This window comes from Bradyrhizobium sp. CCH5-F6 (genome assembly GCF_001556045.1).
In the GTDB taxonomy this organism is placed as follows: domain Bacteria; phylum Pseudomonadota; class Alphaproteobacteria; order Rhizobiales; family Xanthobacteraceae; genus Bradyrhizobium.
The window spans coordinates 1-19,859 of sequence record NZ_LSIC01000192.1 but is presented as its reverse complement, the minus strand read 5'-3'; the positions used below and the strand labels follow the sequence as shown (position 1 = coordinate 19,859).

Here is a 19,859-nt window from a genome sequence, read left to right as displayed (position 1 = left end):
GCCTTGTCGGACTCGATCAGGGTCTCAAACCCATAACGATACTGGTCGACGTCGACGCCGCGAACCCGTTCGATGGTTTCCTGTACCGCCGCCATCTATCGCTCCGTCCGCGAATGAAATTTCCAGTCCGCCAACCTCGACCGCGTCATGAAGCCGCCTCAGGCCGGAATACAGGTGTCGGGCACCGGACAGACGGCCGCGCATTGCGGCGTGTCGAAACTCCCTTCGCACTCCGTGCACTTCTTGGGATCGATGACGTACATGTCGCGCTTGAGGCTGATCGCGGCATTCGGGCACTCGAACTCACATGCGCCGCAAACCGTGCATTGCGAGGCGACAATCTTGTAGGCCATGTGTTCCGACTCCTTGAGCAGACGATGTCGTCGGACATCTCTCTTCAAGCGTCGTGCCAATCGCTAAGAGTCGGAAATTCAACGGCTATTTCTGTGGAGCCGGTTGTCGTGGGCCCGACAGCATGTCGCATGTGCGACAGTCGCCATCAGAGTCGCTTGACTTCGATGCCGTGCTTCTTCAGCGCGTAGCCGATCTGCCGCGGCGTCAGGCCGAGCAGGCGCGCAGCCTTGGCCTGGACCCAGCCGGATTTTTCCATGGCGGCAATGACGCTGTCGCGGTCGGTCACGTTCCCGGCCAACGAGACCGGAACAACGCCAGACCCCGATGCCGCCGGCTCGACGGCTGTCGGAATTTCGCCCACGGCCCTCTCGCGCGGAGCGGCAGCCGGCAGGACGGAAAGCGGCACGATCGGCAACGATCGTTGTGTCGCGGCCTCTGAGCCGCCGTTCCACAACATCGCCGACAGACACTGGCTGTGACAACAAGCGAAATCGTTCCTGACGATCTCCGGGCCGGGTGCCAACGTCGCCGTACGCTGGACACAATTCTCGAGTTCGCGAACGTTGCCCGGGAAGCCGCAGCTCATCAGAACCTCGATCGCGTGGCGGTCGAAGCTCAGCGTTCGACCGTTCTCGGAATTGAAGTTCTTCAGAAACGCGTTGGCCAATAGCGGAATGTCGCTGCGCCTTTCGCGTAGCGGCGGCAGCATCATCGGCACCACGCTGATGCGATAATAGAGATCAGCCCGGAATTCATTGCGCGTCACCGCTTCTTCCAGATTGCGGTTGGTCGCGGCGATTACGCGAACGTCGACCTTGATGGTCTGGTTGCCGCCAACCCGCTCGAACTCCTGCTCCTGGAGAACCCGCAGCAGCTTGGCCTGGAAGGACGCAGAGATCTCGCCGATCTCGTCGAGAAACAGCGTGCCCTTGTCGGCGAGCTCGAATCTGCCCTTCCGCGAATTGAGCGCGCCGGTAAAGGCGCCCTTCTCGTGGCCAAACAGCTCGGACTCCAGCACCGACTCAGGCAGGGCCGCGCAATTGATCTTGATGAAAGGACGCTTGGCCCGCGGCGAGAGCTCGTGAATGGCCTTCGCGATCAGCTCCTTGCCGGTACCGGACTCGCCGCGCAGCAGGACCGTCGAGTTCGACTTAGCCACGACCGCGATCTTGTCGAGCAGCCCCCGCAGCGCGGGACTGTCGCCGATGATGCCGTCGACGTGAATCCGGCGGCGATCGCGCGCCGGCTTAAGCTCGGACAGCTCCTTCTGAAGGCGATAGCTTTCATGCATCAGACGCTCGCGGTCCTGCGCGACAACGCGATGCAGCTTGACGGTCTGACCAACCAGATTTGCGATCATGGTCAGAAGTCGAACGTCCGAATCCAGCCGGTACAGCGGACGCTCGTCCCAGACCCGGTCGATCGTAAGCGTGCCGACGACTTTGGCATCGATCCGGATCGGCACACCGATGAACGACACGCGCGTCGTCTCCGAGGCTCCGAGAGTCTCCACATCCGCCGAGCTGAACGCCGGATGGGTGGCGATGTTCTCCGCGACCAGCGGCATCGCGGTCGCGACGATCTGGTCGATCGCCTTCTGCGGCAAACGCCCGCGGTAGCGGTGATCGCTGCCTTCGCTCCAGCCCGCACCAACCGCAAGATCGGGGACTCCGTCATCGGATAGCAGCGCGACGATGCCGTGACGCATCTGGAGGAACGATTGCAGAAGATTGACGACGTTGGCGAGCGTCATCTCCAGCCGCGTCGGCGCGGTCAGTATCTTGGAAATCTCGAAAATGCCGGTCAACGCGATCTCGTTCAGCGGCACGATCGGCGCCGTATGATCAACCCCGTGTCCTTCAACCGAGGGAGCAGCATTCAGCATGACGGAATCTCCGTTGCTCGTTAGATCCTCCCGGCCGCATTCCTTTGAACTTGTCATATTCTTATTCATGTCGGGTCGAGAGTCGCGCTCAACTTGTCAGCATTGCTGCAAAAAGATTCCGTCGCACTTGCACGCTTTGTCATCCACTACCCGTAATTGGACGTCGGGATGTGCGGCACGCCCAGGATCGAAATCGCCGCATTGATCCAGCGCAAACGCGCAACGCTTTTTCCGTGACGGGCCGCGGCCCCTCTGATCACACGTGCTGCCCTCCGTTGATCGGTACTTCCGCACCTGTGACGTAGCTTGCCGCATCCGAGCACAGGAAGAAGATTACCTTCGCGACCTCATCGGGCGTACCGACCCGATGCAACGGGATGACCGGCGCAAGCCGGGCCTCGGTCTCCGGCGACAGGATGTCGGTCTTGATTTCGCCTGGCGCGATGGCGTTAACGCGAATTCCGAACGGCGCATAGTCGTGCGCCATCTCGCGGGTCAGGCACGCGAGCGCCGCCTTCGACGTCGCATACGCCGTGCCGGCAAACGGATGCACCCGGGAGCCGACGATCGAGGTGACGTTGACGATCGAGCCGGCGGCCCGCTTCAGCTCGTCGACAAGTCCCCGCGCGAACAGAATCGGCGCGAGCAGGTTGACGTGAAACACGCTCATCCAGGTCTCGACCGGTGTCGTCAGCGAGTTCAACCGGGTGCCGTCGGCTGCCTTGGGTGAAATGCCGGCATTGTTGATCAATGCATGCAGCGGCCCACCGTGGAGCCGCTCCTTGATCTCGGCAACCGCCCGCGGCAGGCTGCGATGGTCGCTCAATTCGACCTGCACATGGTTGTCCGTCCCTGAATCCCAGGGGCACCGATCGCCATCGAACGGCTGCCGGGAACAGGTGATGATCCGCCAGCCGGCCTCCGAAAACAGCTTTCCCGTCGCATGACCAATGCCCCGGGACGCGCCGGTCAGTACCAGCGTCTTCTGCTCGCCATGTTGCGCTCGCGACCTATCGCCGTGAAACGGACAAGCCGCAGCATCCGGCGCCGACGTGCCACTCTGTGCATCACCGCGGTCAAGCAGATCGAGTATCACGCAAAGCTCCTCCACCGCGCCCCGGTGGGGCCATACGATGACAACAGGAGCAACTTTGCAGGATTTGGGCCACAGGTCGCCAGTCAATCCTCGCTGTTTTCGCGGCCGAATGTCAGCTTCGCGACACATTGAAGGGTTTGCAACAGTCAGGCGTGGCCTTCCGGACCAGATGCAGCTGTCTCGGCAAGCTTCTTCTTCCTGATTGTTGACCAGCAGTTGAGATCTACTTTTCAATCATTCCAAATGGCCCGGCTCTTGCTCTTTCCGTTGCAAATGCGATTGCGCCTTGATGCATCTCTGCAACGTCGTTCAAAATGCCCCAACCGAACAACCACCGTCTCTTTGCCGTCATCCTCGGGACCAACGAGATCGCGTCTGCGATCGGCATCCAGCTCGTGCGCGCCGGGTATTGCACGGTGCTCTCGCACGATCCGGATCCGCCGGTGATCCGCCGCAAGATGGCTTTTCACGACGCCCTCTTTACCGACACCACTCAGCTCGAGGGCATCGTTGCCGAACGCGTGGACGATGGCGTGCAGGTCTACCAGGCCCTGCGCACGCCGGCTCGGGTGTTCGTCACCTGGCTCGGCTTGCTCGACCTGCTTCCAGTTCGCCAGATCGACCTCTTGATCGATGCGCGACTCCAGAAGCGCCGGATCACACCCGACCTCCGACAACTCGCCCGATTGACCATCGGACTTGGCCCCGGGTTCTCGTCGAACTTCAATTGCGATGTCGCGGTGGAGACCCGACCCGGCAAGATCGGGCTGGTCACCGGCACGCACTGGACCGACGCCGCCGACGGCGTTGCGAGCTCCCTTGGTGACGTCGGCGCGGAACGCTTTGCCTATTCTCTGCATGCCGGCCGCTGGCGCACCCCCGTCGAGATCGGCACGCGCGTGTACCGGGATCTCGTCCTCGGCCATCTCTCTGGCATTCCCGTGGTCGCCCCCCGGGACGGAATTCTGCGCGGAATCGCTCGCGATGGGAGCGAAGTGCCGGCCGGCGTCAAATTGCTGGAGATTGACCCGCGCGGGCGCGACGCCCAGTGGACCGGAACGGACGGCCGCGGGCGCGCCATTGCCGCCGCGACCACTGCCGCCGTCAGGCTCCACACCCGCCGACGCATCACACAGTGGAATCCGATATGATCGTCTGCTCCTGCAATGTCATCAGCGATCACGACATCAGGGATGTCGCATCGGCCGAAGGCGAGCTTTGCTCGGCTGCGCAGGTCTACGGCTGCCTCGGCTGCACCGTCCGGTGCGGGCTATGCTCCCACTCTGTGAAGCGGATTCTCGAGGAGCGGCCAGCCCGTCGCACACCACATTTGAGCGTATTGGAACCATAGCAATCCCGCCCGGTGAAACAGGACGTGGTCAGCTCGACTGCGAGAACGTTCTCTTGGCGCGGGTGCCTGCTGCATCGCGAAAGCGCTCGCGCCGCAACATTCAAAATGAGACTGCCGGTCAAACCGGACCAGGCGTAGATGCGTGCGCCGCATTCGACTTCGGTTAGCTTCCCTCCAAAGCCGCGGGCTTCGATAGCCACGGGGCATCGCGCGGTTCGGCGCGGCAACAAGACGACGACAAAGGGGAGGAGCAAATGTCGAAATGCAGCATGGGACTGCTCGCGTTGAGCAGCCTGTTTCTTTCGGGCGCGGCGATCGCTCAGGAGAAGATCAAGGTCGGCGTGACTGCAACGCTCGAAGGCACATACACCGTGCTCGGCGAGGACGGTATGCGCGGTCATCAGACGGCCCTCAACGTGCTCGGCAAGAAGGTCGGCGACAAGGAACTCGAGTTCATCGTCGCGTCGACCGACGCAACGCCGGACTCCGCCGTGCGCGCCGTGCGCAAGCTGATCGAGCAGGACAAGGTGCAGATCCTACTCTCGCCGCTCTCCGGCGACGAGGGCATCGCGGTGAAGAACTTTGCGAAAACCCATCCCGAGCTGACCTTCATCAACGCGGCGTCCGGCGCGCAGGAAACGACTTACGTTGATCCCGCCCCGAATTTCTTCCGCTACAACATGGACGGCGCGCAGTGGCAGGTCGGCCTCGGCAAATATGCCTATGAAGAGAAGAAGTATCGCAAGATCGCGACCGTCGGCGAGGACTATTCCTTCATTTACACCCAGGTGTTCGGCCTCGTGCTCGAATTCTGCGGCCTCGGCGGACAGGTCACCAACCGGCAATGGGTGCCGCTCGGCACCAAGGATTTCGCCTCGGTCATTGCCGCCCTGCCCGATGACGTTGATGCGATCTATCTCGGCCTCGGCGGCGCCGACGCCGTCAACTTCCTCAATCAGTATCAGCAGGCCGGCGGCAAGGCGCATCTGATGGGCGGGTCGATCATGATCGACCAGACCATCCTCTCGTCCAAGGGTAACGCCAAGAACGCGCTGGTCGGAACCATCGCGGCGAGCGGCCAGGCCGATACCTGGGAGGATCCAGGCTGGCAGAAGTTCGTGAAGGCCTATCAGGACGCTTTCCCGCCCAACAAACGTTTCCCAAGCCCGTCGCTGCTGGCCACCAACTACTATGATTCAACCATGGCGCTGATCCTCGCGCTCCGCCAGGTCAATGGCGACCTCTCCAACAACCAGGCAAAATTCAAGGAGGCGCTGGCCAAGATCGAGCTCGATGCGCCGAACGGCAAGATCAAGCTCGACTCCAACCGCCAGGCGATCGGCACCAACTTCGTTACCGAAGTGGTCGACGACGGCAAGGGCGCGCTGTTCAGCAAGGTCGTGAAGGTGATTCCGAACGTGAACCAGACGCTCGGCTACGATCCGGCGGTGTTCGCCAAGATCGGACTACCGAGCCGGACCGTGCCGGAATGTAAGAAGTACTGACGCATCATGCCGGCAACACGCAACCGGGGAGCGACTCGCTGACGCGGGCGCTCTCCGCTCTTGCAATCTCTTCCCGGTTGTTGAACGCTGGCTGAAAAGACAAGAACATTCGGGAGGGGAAGGCATGAGCCGCGCGCTCGCCGTCTTCCATGGCCGGTTCGGTCGGGCGACGGTTTATCAGTTGAACCGCCCTTTCAATATCCACGCCCATCGCGAAGGTCATCTGATCTTCCATGTCGGCGGGATGCCGGCATGCATCGATGTCTCCAACGGGCATTATGATCTCACCGAATCCTCCGTCGTCGCCGTCAATCCGTGGGAGCCGCATAACTTCCTCCCTTCCGATCTCGATGGCGGCGCCATCTTCTTCGTGCTGTACGTCAATGCCGAATGGTTTGCGCCCGATGGATCCGGCAACGACCGGCTGCGCTTCGGCCGTACCCAGTTCAAGCGGACTGCCGCGCTCGACAAGCACATCCGGCGGACCGCGGCCCTGGTATGCGGCGCACCATCGCTCTCCAGCCTCGATTCCGAGCTGCGGCGCCTGATCGACCTCTGCTACGATGAAAGCTGGCAACAGGCCGAGATCGCACGCGATGCGCGCGCCGGCGGCGCGGTGACCGACTTCCGCGTCCGCAAATGCATCCGGATGATGTCGGAAAGTCCGGGAGCCGAGATGGAGCTCGACACGATCGCGCGGGAATCCGGCCTGTCGCGACCGCATTTCTACCGTCTGTTCCGCACCCAGACCGGTGTCACGCCGAACCTCTATCTCAACACGCTGATCATGGAACAGGCACTCGAGGCGCTGGTGGCCAGCGAGGCGCCGATCGCCGATATCGGCTTCGATCTCGGCTTCTCCTCCCAGAGCGGGTTCACCCGTTTCTTCGCCGCCAATGTGGGCATGGCCCCGACCGATTATCGTCGCGCAGCCAAGGTTTTGCGCGCCTGACCGCTGAACGAAAAGATACTCACGATCAAACGTCGCCCTCGCCGCGCGGCTAGGATGTGGCCAACGCGATCCCGAGATGATCGCGACCGACGGGAGCGCACGTCCATGGCGAGGCCTGCAGCCGCTGCAAGGCTGTTCGACCTGCATTCAGTGAACCTTCGGCCCGTCGTTCGGACGAGCGGACGGCGCACATGAGTCGTTTTGTCGAACGCCATCCGGCTTGGACCCTGATCGCGATCATAGCCGTTGCGATCCTGCTCTGGCTGATCTTCGCAGTCTGGCCACCCGGCCTCGAAGAGACGATCGGCCGCAAGCGCGTCTTCCTCAACGCCGTCTTCAACGGCATCACGCTAGGAGGCCTCTACTTCCTCGTCGCCAGCGGTTTCACGCTGATCTTCGGCCTGATGCGCAACGTCAACCTTGCGCATGGCTCGCTCTATCTGTTTGGCGGCTATGTCGGCTACGCTATCAGCACCGCGACGGGCTCCTGGATCCTAAGCTTCATCGTCGCATTCATCCTGACCGCCCTGGTCGGTGTTCTGCTTCAGGTTCTCGTGTTCCGGCGGATGGAGGGACAGGATCTCAGGCAGACCATGGTGACGATCGGGCTTTCGATCGTCTTCGCCGACCTCATGCTGTGGGCCTGCGGCGGCAATTTCTATCAGATCCAGACGCCGAACTGGCTGATCGGGCCGGTGGAACTACCGCTGATCACCGCGATCAAATCCACCGGCGAGCCGGTCTATCTCAGATATCCCTCGGTGCGGCTCGTGATCTTCGCGGCGTCCGTGGTCATCGGCGTGGCGATGTGGCTCGCGCTCAACCGCACCCGGATCGGCATGATCATCCGCGCCGGCGTCGACGATCGCGATATCCTCGCTGCGACCGGCGTGCGCATCCAGCTCGTCTTCGTGCTGGTGTTCGCCTTCGGCGCAGGGCTTGCGGGCATCGCCGGCGTCGTCGGCGGCACCTTCCAGTCATTGTCGCCGGGCGAAGACATCCGCTTCCTGCTGGCCTCGCTCGTCGTCGTGATCGTCGGCGGCATGGGCTCGATCCCTGGTGCTGCGCTCGGCGCGCTCATCATCGGCCTCGCCGAGCAACTCGGCTCGGTCTACATCCCGACCTACGCCATCGTCGTGACCTTCCTGATCATGGTGCTGGTGCTGGCCATCCGGCCGCAAGGCCTATTGGCGAGGCGCTGAGATGTCGCTCGCCCATGATGCCCGCGTTGCCGTAAGCCCCGCCACGATGGCACAGCGCGCTGCACGGACATGGCCGGAGATCAATCACCCCGCGGCCTGGATCGTCGCCGTCCTTCTCCTGATCATGCCGTTGATCGCCAGCGGCTTCTTTCTGATTGAGATCTTCGCCTCCACCTTGATCCTCGGAACCATGGCGCTGAGCCTGATGTTCCTCGCCGGCTATGGCGGCATGGTCAGCCTGATGCAGCTCACCATCGCCGGCTTCTCGGCCTATATGGTCGCCGTGTTCGGCGTCAGCGGCAACGCCAATATCAGCCTGGGCTGGCCATGGTGGCTCGCGGTCCCGATGGCACTGGCACTCGCGACAGCCTTCGGCACGCTCGGCGGTGCGCTCGCGGTCCGCACCGAAGGCATCTACACCATCATGATCACGCTCGCGATCGGCGCGGCGTTCTACTATTTCACCAACCAGAACTGGGCGATCTTCAACGGCCATACCGGCATCAACACCGTCGCCACGCCGCACTTCTGGGGCGTGAACTGGCGGGCCGACATTCCCTTCTACTACGTCGTGCTCGGGGTCGCCGCGCTCTGCTATTTCGCGGTCGAATACATTGCGCGCGCGCCCTTCGGTCTCGCCCTTCAGGGTGTGCGCGACAATCCTCGGCGCATGGCCGCGCTCGGCTTCAACGTCAATGCGCATCGCATTGCCGCCTATGCGTTCGCATCCTTCGTCGCCGCGCTTGCCGGCGTACTCCAGGTCTGGAACTACCGCCAGATCTCACCAGGCTCGGTCAGCGTTGGCGCCTGCATCGATGTGCTGATCATTGCCGTCGTCGGCGGCATCACGCGACCGATTGGTCCCTTCATTGGCGCGCTGGTCTTCGTGCTGCTGCGCACCTTCGCGCTCGACTTCCTGGTAAGGCTCGGGCTCGACGGCAATCGCTTCCGCCTTCTGATCGGGCTCGGCTTCCTCGCCATCGTGTTCTGGTCCTCGGACGGTGTCATCGGGCTGTGGCAGCGCTGGCGTCAGCGCGGCGGCGCCCACCGTTCCGGCGGAGGGCACAGCCATGGATAGCATCGCCCGGCGCCTCTCCGCCGTCGGTGCCGGCGCCGCGCTGGAGCTGCGCGGCGTGACGCGCCTGTTCGGCGCGCTGGCCGCGCTGACCGATGTCACCATCACCGTACGTCCCGGCGAGCGGCGCGCCGTGCTTGGTTCCAACGGCGCCGGTAAGACCACGCTGTTCAACTGCATCACCGGCGACTTCCCGCCCACCTCCGGCACCATTCGCTTCTTCGGCGAGGACGTCACGCACTTCCCGCCCTATGAACGCATCCGCCGCGGGCTGCGCCGGACCTACCAGATCTCGGCGCTTTTCCCCGGCCTCACCGTGCAGGACAACGTCTACCTCGCTTGCCGCGGCGTCTCGCGGGGACGCTTCTCGTTCCTGCGTCCTGGTCGGAACGATGCCCTGATGCACGCAGCGGACAATCTCGTGCAGGCCGTGCATTTGGCCGCCGTGAAGGACCAGCGCGTGGCCGAGCTCGCGCACGGCCAGCAACGCCAGCTCGAGATCGCGCTCGCGCTTGCCGGCGCGCCGCGCTTCGTCCTGTTCGACGAGCCGGCCGCGGGCCTGTCCCCGACCGAGCGGCAGGAGCTGATCGAAATCCTGACCTCGCTGCCGGCGCATATCGGCTACATCATCATCGAGCACGACATGGACGTGGCGTTGCGCGTCGTCGAGAGCGTCACGATGATGCACAACGGCCGCATCTTCAAGGAAGGCCTGCCGCAGGAGATCCAGTCCGACCCTGAGGTTCAAGAGCTCTACCTCGGAGGCGGCCATGAATGAGGTCCGCCGCACCAGCGCCGCGCTCGAGGTCCGTGGCCTCGACGTCTATTATGGCCACTCACACGCACTGCAGGGCGTCGATCTCACGCTGGGGAGCGGCGTGTTCTCCGTTGTCGGCCGCAACGGCATGGGCAAGACCACCCTGTGCAAGGCGATCATGGGGCTGGTGCCCGTGAGCGGCGGGTCGATCCGCGTGCGCGGCGAGGACATCACGCGGCGGCCGCCGGCCCAGATCGCCCGGCTCGGCGTCGGTTACGTGCCACAGGGCCGCCGTCTCTGGCGCTCGCTCAGCGTCGATGAGCATTTGCGGCTGGCCGGCGGCCTGCGGCCCGGCGCCTGGACGGTCGATCGCATCTACGAGACCTTTCCGCGTTTGGCCGAGCGCAAGGATCACGGCGGCGGGCAACTCTCCGGCGGCGAGCAGCAGATGCTGGCGATCTCGCGCGCGCTGCTCACCAATCCGCAGCTCTTGATCATGGACGAGCCGACCGAGGGCCTGGCCCCCGTCATCGTGACGCAGGTCGAGGAGATGCTGCTGCGCTTGGGCGAGGACGGCGACATGTCCGTGCTCGTGATCGAGCAGAACATCGGGGTTGCGACCGCGGTCTCGCGCAACGTCGCGATCATGGTCAACGGCCGCATCAACCGCATCATCGATTCCGCGCGCCTCGCCGCCGACCGCGAGCTGCAGCAACGCCTGCTCGGCGTCGGGCTCCACGCCGAGCTCGAGGCTGATATCGACATCGCCCCGTCCGGCCCTGAAGCAAAACCGGCACCGGCACCGGCGCCACGCCGCGACGGGCCGGTCCGCATCTACATCTCCAACCCGACGCCTCCGACGCGATGGTCCCAACCCGTGCCGATCGCCCGCATCGAAGCCGCCGCCCGCACGGTCTCGACGCAGGTGACGCGGCTCGACGACACGATGCGCCGCCAGCGGGAGCCGTCAGCGGCGCAGACCGGAGGCCCCCCTGTCGTGCTGGTTGTCGGCACGCTCGACACCAAGAGTCTCGAACTGCGGTTCATTCGCGACATCATCGCGGCAAGCGGCCTGCGCACGCGTCTCGTCGATGTCTCGACGAGCGGCAAACATTCCACCTGCGATGTCTCCGCGCAGGAGATTGCGCTCAACCACGCCCGCGGCGGCGGGGCCGTGTTCGGTCCCGATCGCGGGGCCGCCGTGACGGCAATGGCCGATGCATTCGCCAACTGGCTGCGACGCCAGGGCAATATCGCCGGCGTGATCTCGGCCGGCGGCTCCGGCGCGGCGTCGCTGGTTGCGCCGGGCATGCGCGCCCTTCCCGTCGGCGTGCCCAAGCTGATCGTCTCCTCCGTCGCCTCCGGCGATGTCGGGCCCTATGTCGGCCCGGCCGACATCACGATGATGTACTCGGTCACGGATGTGCAGGGGCTGAATTCGATCTCGCGCGCGGTGCTGGCCAATGGCGCCAATGCGCTCGCCGGCATGGTCAAGGCACGGCTCGATGCACCCGCCGCAACGACCCGGGAGGCCGGCCTGCCTGCGATCGGCATCACCATGTTCGGCGTGACAACCCCGGCCGTGCAGAAGATCGCCGCCGGCCTCCAAGACGATTTCGAGTGCCTGGTCTTCCACGCCACCGGCGTCGGCGGCCGCTCGATGGAGAAGCTCGTCGAGTCCGGCCAGCTCGCCGGCGTCATCGACCTCACCACGACCGAGATCTGCGATCTCCTCATGGGCGGCGTGTTTCCCGCGACGGAAGACCGCTTCGGCGCGGTCATCCGCGGCCGCGTGCCCTATGTCGGCTCGGTCGGCGCGCTCGACATGGTCAATTTCGGCGCGCCCGAGTCCATTCCCGAACGCTACCGCGGCCGCAAATTCCACGTCCACAATCCGCAGGTGACGTTGATGCGGACCACGGCCGAAGAGAACGAGCGCATGGGCCGCTGGATCGGGGACCGGCTCAACCAGATGGATGGCCCGGTGCGCTTCCTCCTGCCCGAGGGCGGCGTTTCCGCGCTCGATGCGCGGGGACAGCCGTTCTGGGATCCGGACGCCGACGCCGCGCTGTTCCGCGCGCTGGAGCGCACCGTGCGGCAGACCGGCAACCGCCAGCTCATTCGCGTGCCCAAAAACATCAACGATCCCGAGTTCGCCGCCGCCATTGTCAGTGCGTTCCGGACCCTGTTCGGTCGCACCAGGGCGCGCCGAAGAGCAGCGAGGTGACCGATGGCAAGGTTTGAACGCGCAGCGCTCCTGAAGACCTTTCGCGACATGGCACGACGCGGCGAGCCAATCGTCGGCGGCGGCGCCGGCACCGGCCTGTCAGCCAAATGCGAGGAGGCCGGCGGCGTCGATCTGATCGTCATCTACAATTCCGGACGCTATCGGATGGCCGGGCGCGGCTCGCTCGCGGGCCTGATGGCTTACGGCGACGCCAATGCCATCGTGCTCGAAATGGCGAACGAAGTGCTGCCCGTGGTCACCAGGACGCCGGTCCTCGCGGGCGTCAACGGCACCGACCCGTTCCGCGACATGGACGTTTTCCTCGACCAGTTGAAGGCGCTCGGATTTGCCGGCGTCCAGAACTTCCCGACCGTCGGCCTGATCGACGGCACGTTCCGCGCCAACCTCGAAGAGACCGGGATGTCCTATGCGCTCGAGATCGACATGATCGCCAAGGCGCACGACAAGGACATGCTGACCACGCCCTACGTGTTCAGCGAGAAGGAAGCCGCCGCGATGGCGATCGCCGGCGCCGACATCATCGTCTGTCACATGGGGCTGACGACCGGCGGCACGATCGGTGCGCAGACGGCACCGAAGCTGAAGGATTGTCCGGCACAGATCGATACCTGGGCCTCCGCAGCGCTCAGCGTCAATCCGGACATTCTGGTGTTGGCCCATGGCGGTCCGATCGCGGATCCCGCCGACGCCGATTTCATCATGAAGAACACCCGCCATTGCCACGGCTTCTACGGTGCCTCCTCGATGGAGCGACTGCCGGTGGAGCGGGCGCTGACGGAACAGGTGCGTCAATTCAAGGCGATCGGCGCGCGGTAACGCCGAAGGTTCGAAGGAGGTAAAGATGTCAGGGATGCTGGTCGGTGAATTGATCCTCTGGCTGATCGTCGCGATCGTCGTGATCGTGGTTGGCGTCTACATCGTGAACTGGCTCTACCATCGTTCCTCCAAGGAGACCTCGTTCGTCCGGACCGGCTTCCTCGGCGAACGCGTGGTGATCAATGGCGGCGCCTTCGTGCTGCCTTTCATCCACGACTACACGCCGGTCAACATGAACGTGCTGCCGATGGGTGTCGTCCGCTCCAAACAGGATGCCGTGATCACCCGCGACCGCATGCGTGTCGACATCGAGGCCGACTTCTACGTCCGGGTGCAGCCGACCCGCGAAGCGGTCTCGATCGCCGCGGCGACCCTCGGCCGCCGCACCATGGCGCCGGAGCAACTTCATGCGCTGCTCGCCGGCAAGTTCATCTCCGCGATCCGCTCGGTCGCCTCGGAAATGACCATGGAGGAGATGCACGAGCGGCGCGGCGACTATGTCGCACGCGTCAAGACCGAAGCGGCGGAAGCCCTCGCCCAGAACGGTCTCGAGCTGGAATCGGTCGCGATCACCGATCTCGACCAGACCGACCTCGAGTTCTTCAACCCCTCGAACCGGTTCGACGCTGAAGGTCTGACCCGGCTGATGGAGGACATCGAGGCCAGGCGCAAGCTGCGCAACGACATCGAGCAGGACTCGATGATCAAGATCCGCACCCGCAATCTCGAAGCCGAGCGGCAGGCCCTGGAGATCGAGCGCGAGAGCGAGACGGCGCGCCTTGAGCAGGAGCGCGACATCGAGATGCGCCGCGCCCTTCAGCGCACGGAAGTCGCCCGCGAACGGGCGCTGCGCGAAACCGAGGCCGAGCAGGCGCAGATCTCCGCTCGCGAGGCCATCGAGCGCGCCCGCATCGCCAATGAGCAGGCGATCGCGGAGGCCCGCATCGCTTCCGAACGCGAGACCCGCCAGAAGGAGATCGAGAGGACCCGCACCATCGAGGAGAAGGAGCTGTTGGCGCGCGAGGAGATCGAGAAGACGAGGATCGCCAACCAGCGCTCGATCGACACCGCGCGCATCGCCTCCGAGCGCGAAGTCCGTCAACGAGAGATCGAGCGGATGCGCACGGTCGAGGAAGCCGAGATCGCCGCGCGCGAGGCGATCGAGAAAGCACGGATCCAGCAGGACCGCGTCGTCACGGACGCCCGCATCGCCAATGAGGAAGAGACGAGGCGCCGCGAGATCGAGCGCACGCGCACGGTGGACGAGGCCGAGATCGCTGCCCGCGAGGCCACCGAGAAGGCCCGCATCGCCCAGACGTTGATCGTCAATGTCGAACGCATCTCCTCGGACGAACGCACTCGCGCGCTGGAGATCCAGCAGGTGCGTACGATCCAAGAGGCCGAGATCGAGGCCCAGCGAGCGGTGGAAGCCGCCCGCATCGCCCGCGAGCGGACGCTCGCCGCCGAACGGATCGCCGCCGAGCAGAGCACGCGGAAACTCGAGATCGAACGCAACCAGGCACTCGACGTCGCCGGCATCACGGCGCGCGAGACCACGGAAGCGACGCGCATCGCCCAGGAGGAACGCGTGCGCTCGCTGGAGATCGCCCGCAACCGCGCCGTCGAGGAGGCCGACATCGCCTCGCGCGAGGCGATCGAGGCGGCGCGTATCGCCCAGGAGAAGGCGGTCGCGGCCGAGCGCATCCAGGCCGAGCGCGACACCCGCGCGCTTGAGATCGAGCGGACCGGCGTGCTGGAGGCGGCCGAGCTGAAGCGGCGCGATGCGATCGAGCGCCAGCGGATTGGTGTCGATCTCGCCCTCGAAGCCGAGCGGATCACCTCGTCCAGGACGCGCGAGGTGCTGAACATCGAGCAGAAGAAGGCGATCGAGATCGCCGACGAGGACCGCGTCATCGCGCTGTCAGCCAAGAAGTCGGAGCGGATCGACGCCGACCGCCAGGTCCGACAGGCCGAGATCGTCGCGCGCAAGGAGGTCGAGACCACCGACGTCTCGCGCGAGCAGGCGCTGGAAGCCGCCCGCATCGAACGCCGCCGCGCGATCGAGCAACTCGAGGTCGCGCGTGTGCAATCCCTGCAGGAAGCTGAGATCGCCTCCCGCGAGGAGGTCGAGCGCGCGCGCATCGCCTCGGACCGCGGCCTCGACGAAGCCCGGATCGGCCGCGAACGCGAGCTGCGCAAGCTCGAGGTCAACCGCGAGAGGGACGTCGAGACCGTCCTGATGGAGAAGGCCATCGCGATCCATCAGAAGTCGCTTGAAGAATCAGCCGCCAAGGCGATGGCCGAGGAGGCACGGATGCGAGCGACAGAAGCGACCGAGCGCGTGATCACCGCGCGCGAGAGCGAGATCGCCAAGCGCCGCAAGACGGTCGAGGTGCTTCTTGCCGAGAAGCAGGCGGAAGAGACCCGCATCGCCGCGGAGGCCGAGCGCGTGCGCGCGGCGGTCGAAGCCGAGGCGCAGCGGCTGCTCAACGAGGCCGAGAACGTGCTCACCGACCAGGCGCGCTACTCGCTGTTCCGCAGAAAGCTGCTCGACCGCATCGAGGGCATCGTGCGCGAAAGCGTCAAGCCGATGGAGAAGATCGAGGGCATCCGTATCCTCCAGGTCGACGGCCTCAACGGCAACGGCCACGGAAATGGTGGCCGCAGCGCCACCGACGAGGTGATCGACTCGGCGCTGCGCTATCGCGTCCAGGCGCCGCTGATCGACTCCATCCTGTCCGATATCGGCGTCGAGGGCGGCAGTCTCTCGAAAATGCCGGGCCTGATCCGCGAGGCCCGCGACATGCAGGGCATCAAGGAGTCCGCGCGCAAGAGCGGCGGCGGCGACAAGCCGGCTGCCTCTCCGCCCGCGGCCGAGGGCGGCGAACCGCCGGCCGAGCGCGGGCCGAGGAAGAAGAGCTGAGGTCGCGCCATGGCCCGCGTCTACGTCTCCACCGTCGTCAATGCCCGCAACGACCGCGTCTGGGCGCGCGTGCGCGATTTCAATGGCCTGCCGAACTGGCACCCGGCCATCGCCGAAAGCCGCATCGAAGGCGGCGAGCCCTCGGACAAGATCGGCTGTATCAGGGATTTTCGCCTGCGCAACGGCGACCGCATTCGCGAGAAGCTGCTCGGCCTCTCCGACTACGACATGTTCTGCACCTATTCGATCCTGGAATCCCCGATGGGCGTCGAGAACTACGTCGCGACCCTACGGCTGACGCCGGTCACCGACGGCGACCAGACCTTCATGGAATGGACCGCCGAGTTCGACTGCGCGCCGGAGCGCGAGACCGAGCTCGTCAACAATATCGGCGGCGGCGTGTTTCAGGGTGGCTTCGACGCCCTGAAACGCGTGTTCGGAGGTTAGCCGTGCCCCACATCGTCAAGAGCACGATCCTGAGTGCACCGACCGATGCGGTGTGGAGCGTGCTGCGCGACTTCAACGGACACGACCGGTGGCATCCGGCGGTGGCGACTTCCTCGATCGAACGCGCCCAGGCTTCCGACAAGATCGGTTGTGTCAGGCGCTTCAAGCTCAAGGACGGCTCGGAGCTGCGCGAGCAGCTGCTGGCGCTGTCCGACCTCGAACAGACGTTCAGTTACTGCCTGCTCGATACCCCCGTGCCGATGTTCAACTACGTCGCCCATGTCCGCCTGCTGCCGGTGACCGATGGCGACCGGACCTTCTGGCATTGGGAATCCCGCTTCACGACGAAGCCGGAGGACAGGGACCGCATCACTCACATGGTCGCGGAAGATATCTACCAGGCGGGGTTCGAGGCGATCCGCCGCCATCTGAAGGAGGCCGCCTAGCCATGGCCATAACCGTAAAGACCTTTGCCAGTGCCGGCGAAGCGGCCGGCGCACTGACCTCGGATCGCAGCGCACGCTATCTCGGCGGCGGCACGTTGGTGATGCGGGCGCTCAACGAGGGCGATGTTTCGATCTCGACCGTCGTCCGCGCCAACGACCAGGCGCTGACCCGGATCGATGCCTCCGGCCCTCGCATCACCTTGGGCGCCGGCGTCACCTTCGCGCGCGTCCTCGCCGAACGGGACCTCGCCTTCCTGCACGCACCCGCCCGTTCGATCGGAGGCCCCGCCGTACGCAACATGGGCACCGTCGGAGGCAATCTTTTCGCGCCGACCCCTTACGGCGATTTCACCGTGGCGCTGCTGGCGCTCGATGCCACGGTCGCCGTGCAAGGCGGCCTCAGCGCCCGCGACATCGCGATCGAGGAGTTCCTGCAATCGCGCGAACGGCAGTCCGGCGCGCTGGTGCTCTCGGTGTCGTGCACGCGGCCGGCGAGCGCGGAGGCCTTCCGTTATCGCAAGGTTGCCCGCATCAAGCCGAAGGGCGGATCGGTCATCACGCTGGCCGCCCATCTTCCGGTCAGCGGCGGACGCATTGCCGGCGCCCGCATTGCGCTGGGCTCCATGGCGCCGACCCAGATCCGCGCCCGGGCCGCGGAGCGCGCGCTCGAAGGACGCGCACTCGATGCCGCGAGCATCGCGGCTGCCGCGTCCGCAGCGACCGAAGGAACATCCCCATCCGACAATGCGCTAGGCAGCGCCTGGTATCGCCGGGAGATCGTCGGCGTGCACCTGCGCCGTCTCTTGTCCGGTCAGGAATAGGCAGGGACCGCCATGTCGAAGACCCCTCTACAGTTCCGCCACAACGGCCGCGACGTCGCCATCTTCGTCGACGGCGGCACCAACCTGCTGGTCGCCCTGCGCGAGCTGATCGGCGACATGACACCGAAATTCGGCTGCGGTCAGGGCGGCTGCGGCACGTGCAGCGTGCTGATCGACGGCGAGCTCCACCTCTCCTGCCTGACACTCGCCGAGACGGTCGCCGGCCGCTCCGTCGAGACGCTCGACGGCCTCAAGCAGGGACCGAACCTGCATCCGCTCCAGCGTGCCTTCGCCGACAATTTCGCCGCCCAGTGCGGATATTGCACGCCGGGCATGCTGATGGCCGCGAAAGCGCTGCTCGACCGCAGCCCCTCCCCGACCCGGGCCGACGTGATCGAGGCGATCTCCGGCAACATCTGCCGCTGCACCGGGTACGAGCCGATCATCAATGCCATCCTCGCCGCCGCCGGCGGCCGGGCCAGCGCCTGAGGTGCAACCATGCTGGAACTACGCAAGGACATCTTCGCCGACGAGCGCGACGATAATCTGAAGGAGATCGGCAAGGGCACGCAGCGCCAGGACATGCTCGGCCACATCACGGGCACGTCCAGCTATTTCAACGATCATAACCTCCAGGGCATGCTGCACCTGAAGGTCGTTCGCTCGACCCAGGCCCATGCAAGGCTGCGCCGCATCGACACCACGGACGCGGAGCGCTCAGCCGGCGTGCGCCGGATCATCCGCGGCACCGACGTGCCGGTCAACCTCAACACGCTGCTGAGCCTGATCAATTTCGGCAAGGACGACGAGCCGTCGCTCGCCGTCGACAAGGTCCGCTACAAGGGCGAACCGATCCTCGCCATCGTCGCCGACAGCGAGCGCGCGGCGTTCGAGGCCATCGCGAAAGTGCGGATCGACTACGAGCCGCTACCGACCGTGTTCGACGTCGAGGATGCGCTGAAGCCGGGCGCGCCCGTGGTCAACGAGACCTATCCGAAGAACGCCTTCATCTATCACGACGTCTACGATCACCAGCGATTGCGTTTCGGCGATGCCGATGCCGCGCTCGCGAGCGCCGATCACGTGCTGGAACAGCGCTACCAGATGTCGCCGATAGAGCACGCGCCGACCGAGACCAACGGCGCGATCGCCGCGCCCGACACCAACGGCCGCTACGTCGTCTACACCTCGACCCAGGCCTTGTTCTTCTCGGTCGACACCTGCGCCAAGATTTTGGACGTACCCTCCAACACGTTCCACTTCATCGGCGGCACCGTCGGCGGCGGTTTTGGCGGCAAGGTGGACACGTTGACCGAGCCGCTCGCCATCCTGGGGGCGATGCTGACCGGACGTCCCGTCCGCTACGTGTTCGGCCGCGAGGAGGAGATGCAGTACGGCCCGCCGCGCGGCGCCGAGCGCATCTACATCAAGGACGGCGTGATGCGCGACGGCCGCATCGTCGCGCGCAAGATTCGCGCCTATTTCGACAGCGGCGCCTATACCCGGCTGTCGAGCTATGCCGCCGTGAAATGCGCCGCGCATCTGCCGGGCCCCTACACCATCCCGAACGTCTATGGCGACGTCTACTGCGTCTTCACCAACCGCACGCCGGCGACCGCCATGCGCGGCTTCGGCGTCACGGCGATGGACTTCGCCATCGAATGCCAGATGGACAAGCTCGCAAACCTCGTCGGCATGGACCCGATGGAGTTCCGCATCCTCAATGCCTATCGCGACGGCGACATGAAGGCGCACCGGCGTGAGGCCAAGAACACGGCGCTGATCGAATGCGTCCAGGTCGCAGCCGAGAAGGCCAAATGGCCGATCCGCGACGAGTTCAGGCGGGCCTCCTCCCGCAAGGACGGCGGCGGCAACCGCGCCGCGATCCCGCCGACGCCGACGGATTCGCGCGCAAGGCCCACCGCGCCGGCGCAGCAACGTACGACCTATGATCGCGCCCCGGTAACTGCGACCCGGGAAC

The 19,859-nt window shown here is 65.1% G+C and carries 18 protein-coding genes; 15 read left to right on the top strand and 3 right to left on the bottom strand.

Features of this window, described 5'->3' with window-relative positions:
* Window positions 1-158: 158 nt before the first annotated feature.
* The 3 genes from AX729_RS33270 to AX729_RS33260 form a co-directional block, all read right to left on the bottom strand.
* Window positions 159-401: a 4Fe-4S dicluster domain-containing protein gene (locus tag AX729_RS33270; protein ID WP_502686934.1), complete on the bottom strand. Its 243-nt coding sequence runs from the start codon at window positions 399-401 to the stop codon at window positions 159-161.
* 98 nt (window positions 402-499) lie between these two features.
* Complete coding sequence (nifA, locus tag AX729_RS33265) at window positions 500-2,239, bottom strand: nif-specific transcriptional activator NifA (protein WP_061028368.1); 1,740 nt, start codon at window positions 2,237-2,239, stop codon at window positions 500-502.
* Window positions 2,240-2,495: 256 nt separating this feature from the next.
* On the bottom strand, window positions 2,496-3,335 hold the full coding sequence (locus AX729_RS33260; protein WP_502686935.1) for an SDR family NAD(P)-dependent oxidoreductase: 840 nt from the start codon (window positions 3,333-3,335) through the stop codon (window positions 2,496-2,498).
* Window positions 3,336-3,649: 314 nt separating this feature from the next.
* On the opposite strand from AX729_RS33260, the gene AX729_RS33255 reads away from it, so the two are divergent.
* The 15 genes from AX729_RS33255 to AX729_RS33190 all read left to right on the top strand — a co-directional run.
* Entirely contained in the window at window positions 3,650-4,486 is an 837-nt protein-coding gene (locus tag AX729_RS33255) for a hypothetical protein (RefSeq protein WP_061028366.1), read from the top strand.
* Window positions 4,483-4,686 carry a (2Fe-2S)-binding protein gene (locus tag AX729_RS39175; RefSeq protein ID WP_082770599.1) on the top strand — a complete coding sequence of 68 codons (204 nt, stop codon included), beginning with the start codon at window positions 4,483-4,485 and terminating at the stop codon, window positions 4,684-4,686. The genes AX729_RS33255 and AX729_RS39175 overlap by 4 nt, the downstream gene beginning before the upstream one ends.
* Window positions 4,687-4,940: 254 nt before the next feature.
* Window positions 4,941-6,191 (top strand): ABC transporter substrate-binding protein, encoded by a 1,251-nt coding sequence (locus AX729_RS33250; RefSeq protein ID WP_061028364.1) that lies wholly within the window; start codon window positions 4,941-4,943, stop codon window positions 6,189-6,191.
* Window positions 6,192-6,315: 124 nt separating this feature from the next.
* Window positions 6,316-7,143 carry a helix-turn-helix domain-containing protein gene (locus AX729_RS33245; RefSeq protein WP_061028361.1) on the top strand — a complete coding sequence of 276 codons (828 nt, stop codon included), beginning with the start codon at window positions 6,316-6,318 and terminating at the stop codon, window positions 7,141-7,143.
* Window positions 7,144-7,334: 191 nt separating this feature from the next.
* The gene (locus AX729_RS33240) at window positions 7,335-8,345 is read left to right on the top strand and encodes a branched-chain amino acid ABC transporter permease (RefSeq protein WP_061028358.1); all 1,011 of its coding nucleotides are present in this window, start codon (window positions 7,335-7,337) and stop codon (window positions 8,343-8,345) included.
* 1 nt (window position 8,346) lies between these two features.
* Complete coding sequence (locus AX729_RS33235) at window positions 8,347-9,423, top strand: branched-chain amino acid ABC transporter permease (RefSeq protein ID WP_061028356.1); 1,077 nt, start codon at window positions 8,347-8,349, stop codon at window positions 9,421-9,423.
* On the top strand, window positions 9,416-10,198 hold the full coding sequence (locus tag AX729_RS33230; RefSeq protein ID WP_061028354.1) for an ABC transporter ATP-binding protein: 783 nt from the start codon (window positions 9,416-9,418) through the stop codon (window positions 10,196-10,198). The genes AX729_RS33235 and AX729_RS33230 overlap by 8 nt, the downstream gene beginning before the upstream one ends.
* Window positions 10,191-12,404: an ABC transporter permease gene (locus AX729_RS33225; RefSeq protein WP_061028352.1), complete on the top strand. Its 2,214-nt coding sequence runs from the start codon at window positions 10,191-10,193 to the stop codon at window positions 12,402-12,404. Before AX729_RS33230 ends, AX729_RS33225 begins: the two co-directional genes overlap by 8 nt.
* A 3-nt stretch (window positions 12,405-12,407) precedes the next feature.
* On the top strand, window positions 12,408-13,241 hold the full coding sequence (locus tag AX729_RS33220) for a phosphoenolpyruvate hydrolase family protein (protein ID WP_061028349.1): 834 nt from the start codon (window positions 12,408-12,410) through the stop codon (window positions 13,239-13,241).
* 25 nt (window positions 13,242-13,266) lie between these two features.
* Window positions 13,267-16,164, top strand: coding sequence for a flotillin family protein (locus AX729_RS33215; RefSeq protein ID WP_061028347.1), 2,898 nt, complete (start codon window positions 13,267-13,269; stop codon window positions 16,162-16,164).
* A 9-nt stretch (window positions 16,165-16,173) separates the two neighbouring features.
* Complete coding sequence (locus AX729_RS33210) at window positions 16,174-16,611, top strand: SRPBCC family protein (protein ID WP_061028345.1); 438 nt, start codon at window positions 16,174-16,176, stop codon at window positions 16,609-16,611.
* 2 nt (window positions 16,612-16,613) lie between these two features.
* Window positions 16,614-17,057, top strand: coding sequence for an SRPBCC family protein (locus AX729_RS33205; protein WP_061028343.1), 444 nt, complete (start codon window positions 16,614-16,616; stop codon window positions 17,055-17,057).
* A 2-nt stretch (window positions 17,058-17,059) separates the two neighbouring features.
* The gene (locus tag AX729_RS33200; protein WP_061028341.1) at window positions 17,060-17,878 is read left to right on the top strand and encodes an FAD binding domain-containing protein; all 819 of its coding nucleotides are present in this window, start codon (window positions 17,060-17,062) and stop codon (window positions 17,876-17,878) included.
* A gap of 12 nt (window positions 17,879-17,890) precedes the next feature.
* Window positions 17,891-18,367 (top strand): (2Fe-2S)-binding protein, encoded by a 477-nt coding sequence (locus AX729_RS33195; RefSeq protein ID WP_061028339.1) that lies wholly within the window; start codon window positions 17,891-17,893, stop codon window positions 18,365-18,367.
* A 9-nt stretch (window positions 18,368-18,376) separates the two neighbouring features.
* Window positions 18,377-19,859, top strand: a 1,483-nt coding sequence (locus AX729_RS33190) for a xanthine dehydrogenase family protein molybdopterin-binding subunit (RefSeq protein WP_061028337.1), incomplete at its 3' end; no start/stop codon positions are given.

Bases quoted from the DNA above. Each gene is read 5' to 3' on its own strand.
- AX729_RS33210 (WP_061028345.1), top strand. From the start codon at position 16,174: ATGGCCCGCGTCTACGTCTCCACCGTCGTCAATGCCCGCAACGACCGC.
- AX729_RS33220 (WP_061028349.1), top strand. From the start codon at position 12,408: ATGGCAAGGTTTGAACGCGCAGCGCTCCTGAAGACCTTTCGCGACATG.
- AX729_RS33230 (WP_061028354.1), top strand. From the start codon at position 9,416: ATGGATAGCATCGCCCGGCGCCTCTCCGCCGTCGGTGCCGGCGCCGCG.
- AX729_RS33195 (WP_061028339.1), top strand. From the start codon at position 17,891: ATGTCGAAGACCCCTCTACAGTTCCGCCACAACGGCCGCGACGTCGCC.
- nifA (WP_061028368.1), bottom strand. From the start codon at position 2,239: ATGCTGAATGCTGCTCCCTCGGTTGAAGGACACGGGGTTGATCATACG.
- AX729_RS33245 (WP_061028361.1), top strand. From the start codon at position 6,316: ATGAGCCGCGCGCTCGCCGTCTTCCATGGCCGGTTCGGTCGGGCGACG.
- AX729_RS33215 (WP_061028347.1), top strand. From the start codon at position 13,267: ATGTCAGGGATGCTGGTCGGTGAATTGATCCTCTGGCTGATCGTCGCG.
- AX729_RS33235 (WP_061028356.1), top strand. From the start codon at position 8,347: ATGTCGCTCGCCCATGATGCCCGCGTTGCCGTAAGCCCCGCCACGATG.
- AX729_RS33250 (WP_061028364.1), top strand. From the start codon at position 4,941: ATGTCGAAATGCAGCATGGGACTGCTCGCGTTGAGCAGCCTGTTTCTT.
- AX729_RS33240 (WP_061028358.1), top strand. From the start codon at position 7,335: ATGAGTCGTTTTGTCGAACGCCATCCGGCTTGGACCCTGATCGCGATC.
- AX729_RS39175 (WP_082770599.1), top strand. From the start codon at position 4,483: ATGATCGTCTGCTCCTGCAATGTCATCAGCGATCACGACATCAGGGAT.
- AX729_RS33225 (WP_061028352.1), top strand. From the start codon at position 10,191: ATGAATGAGGTCCGCCGCACCAGCGCCGCGCTCGAGGTCCGTGGCCTC.
- AX729_RS33255 (WP_061028366.1), top strand. From the start codon at position 3,650: ATGCCCCAACCGAACAACCACCGTCTCTTTGCCGTCATCCTCGGGACC.
- AX729_RS33200 (WP_061028341.1), top strand. From the start codon at position 17,060: ATGGCCATAACCGTAAAGACCTTTGCCAGTGCCGGCGAAGCGGCCGGC.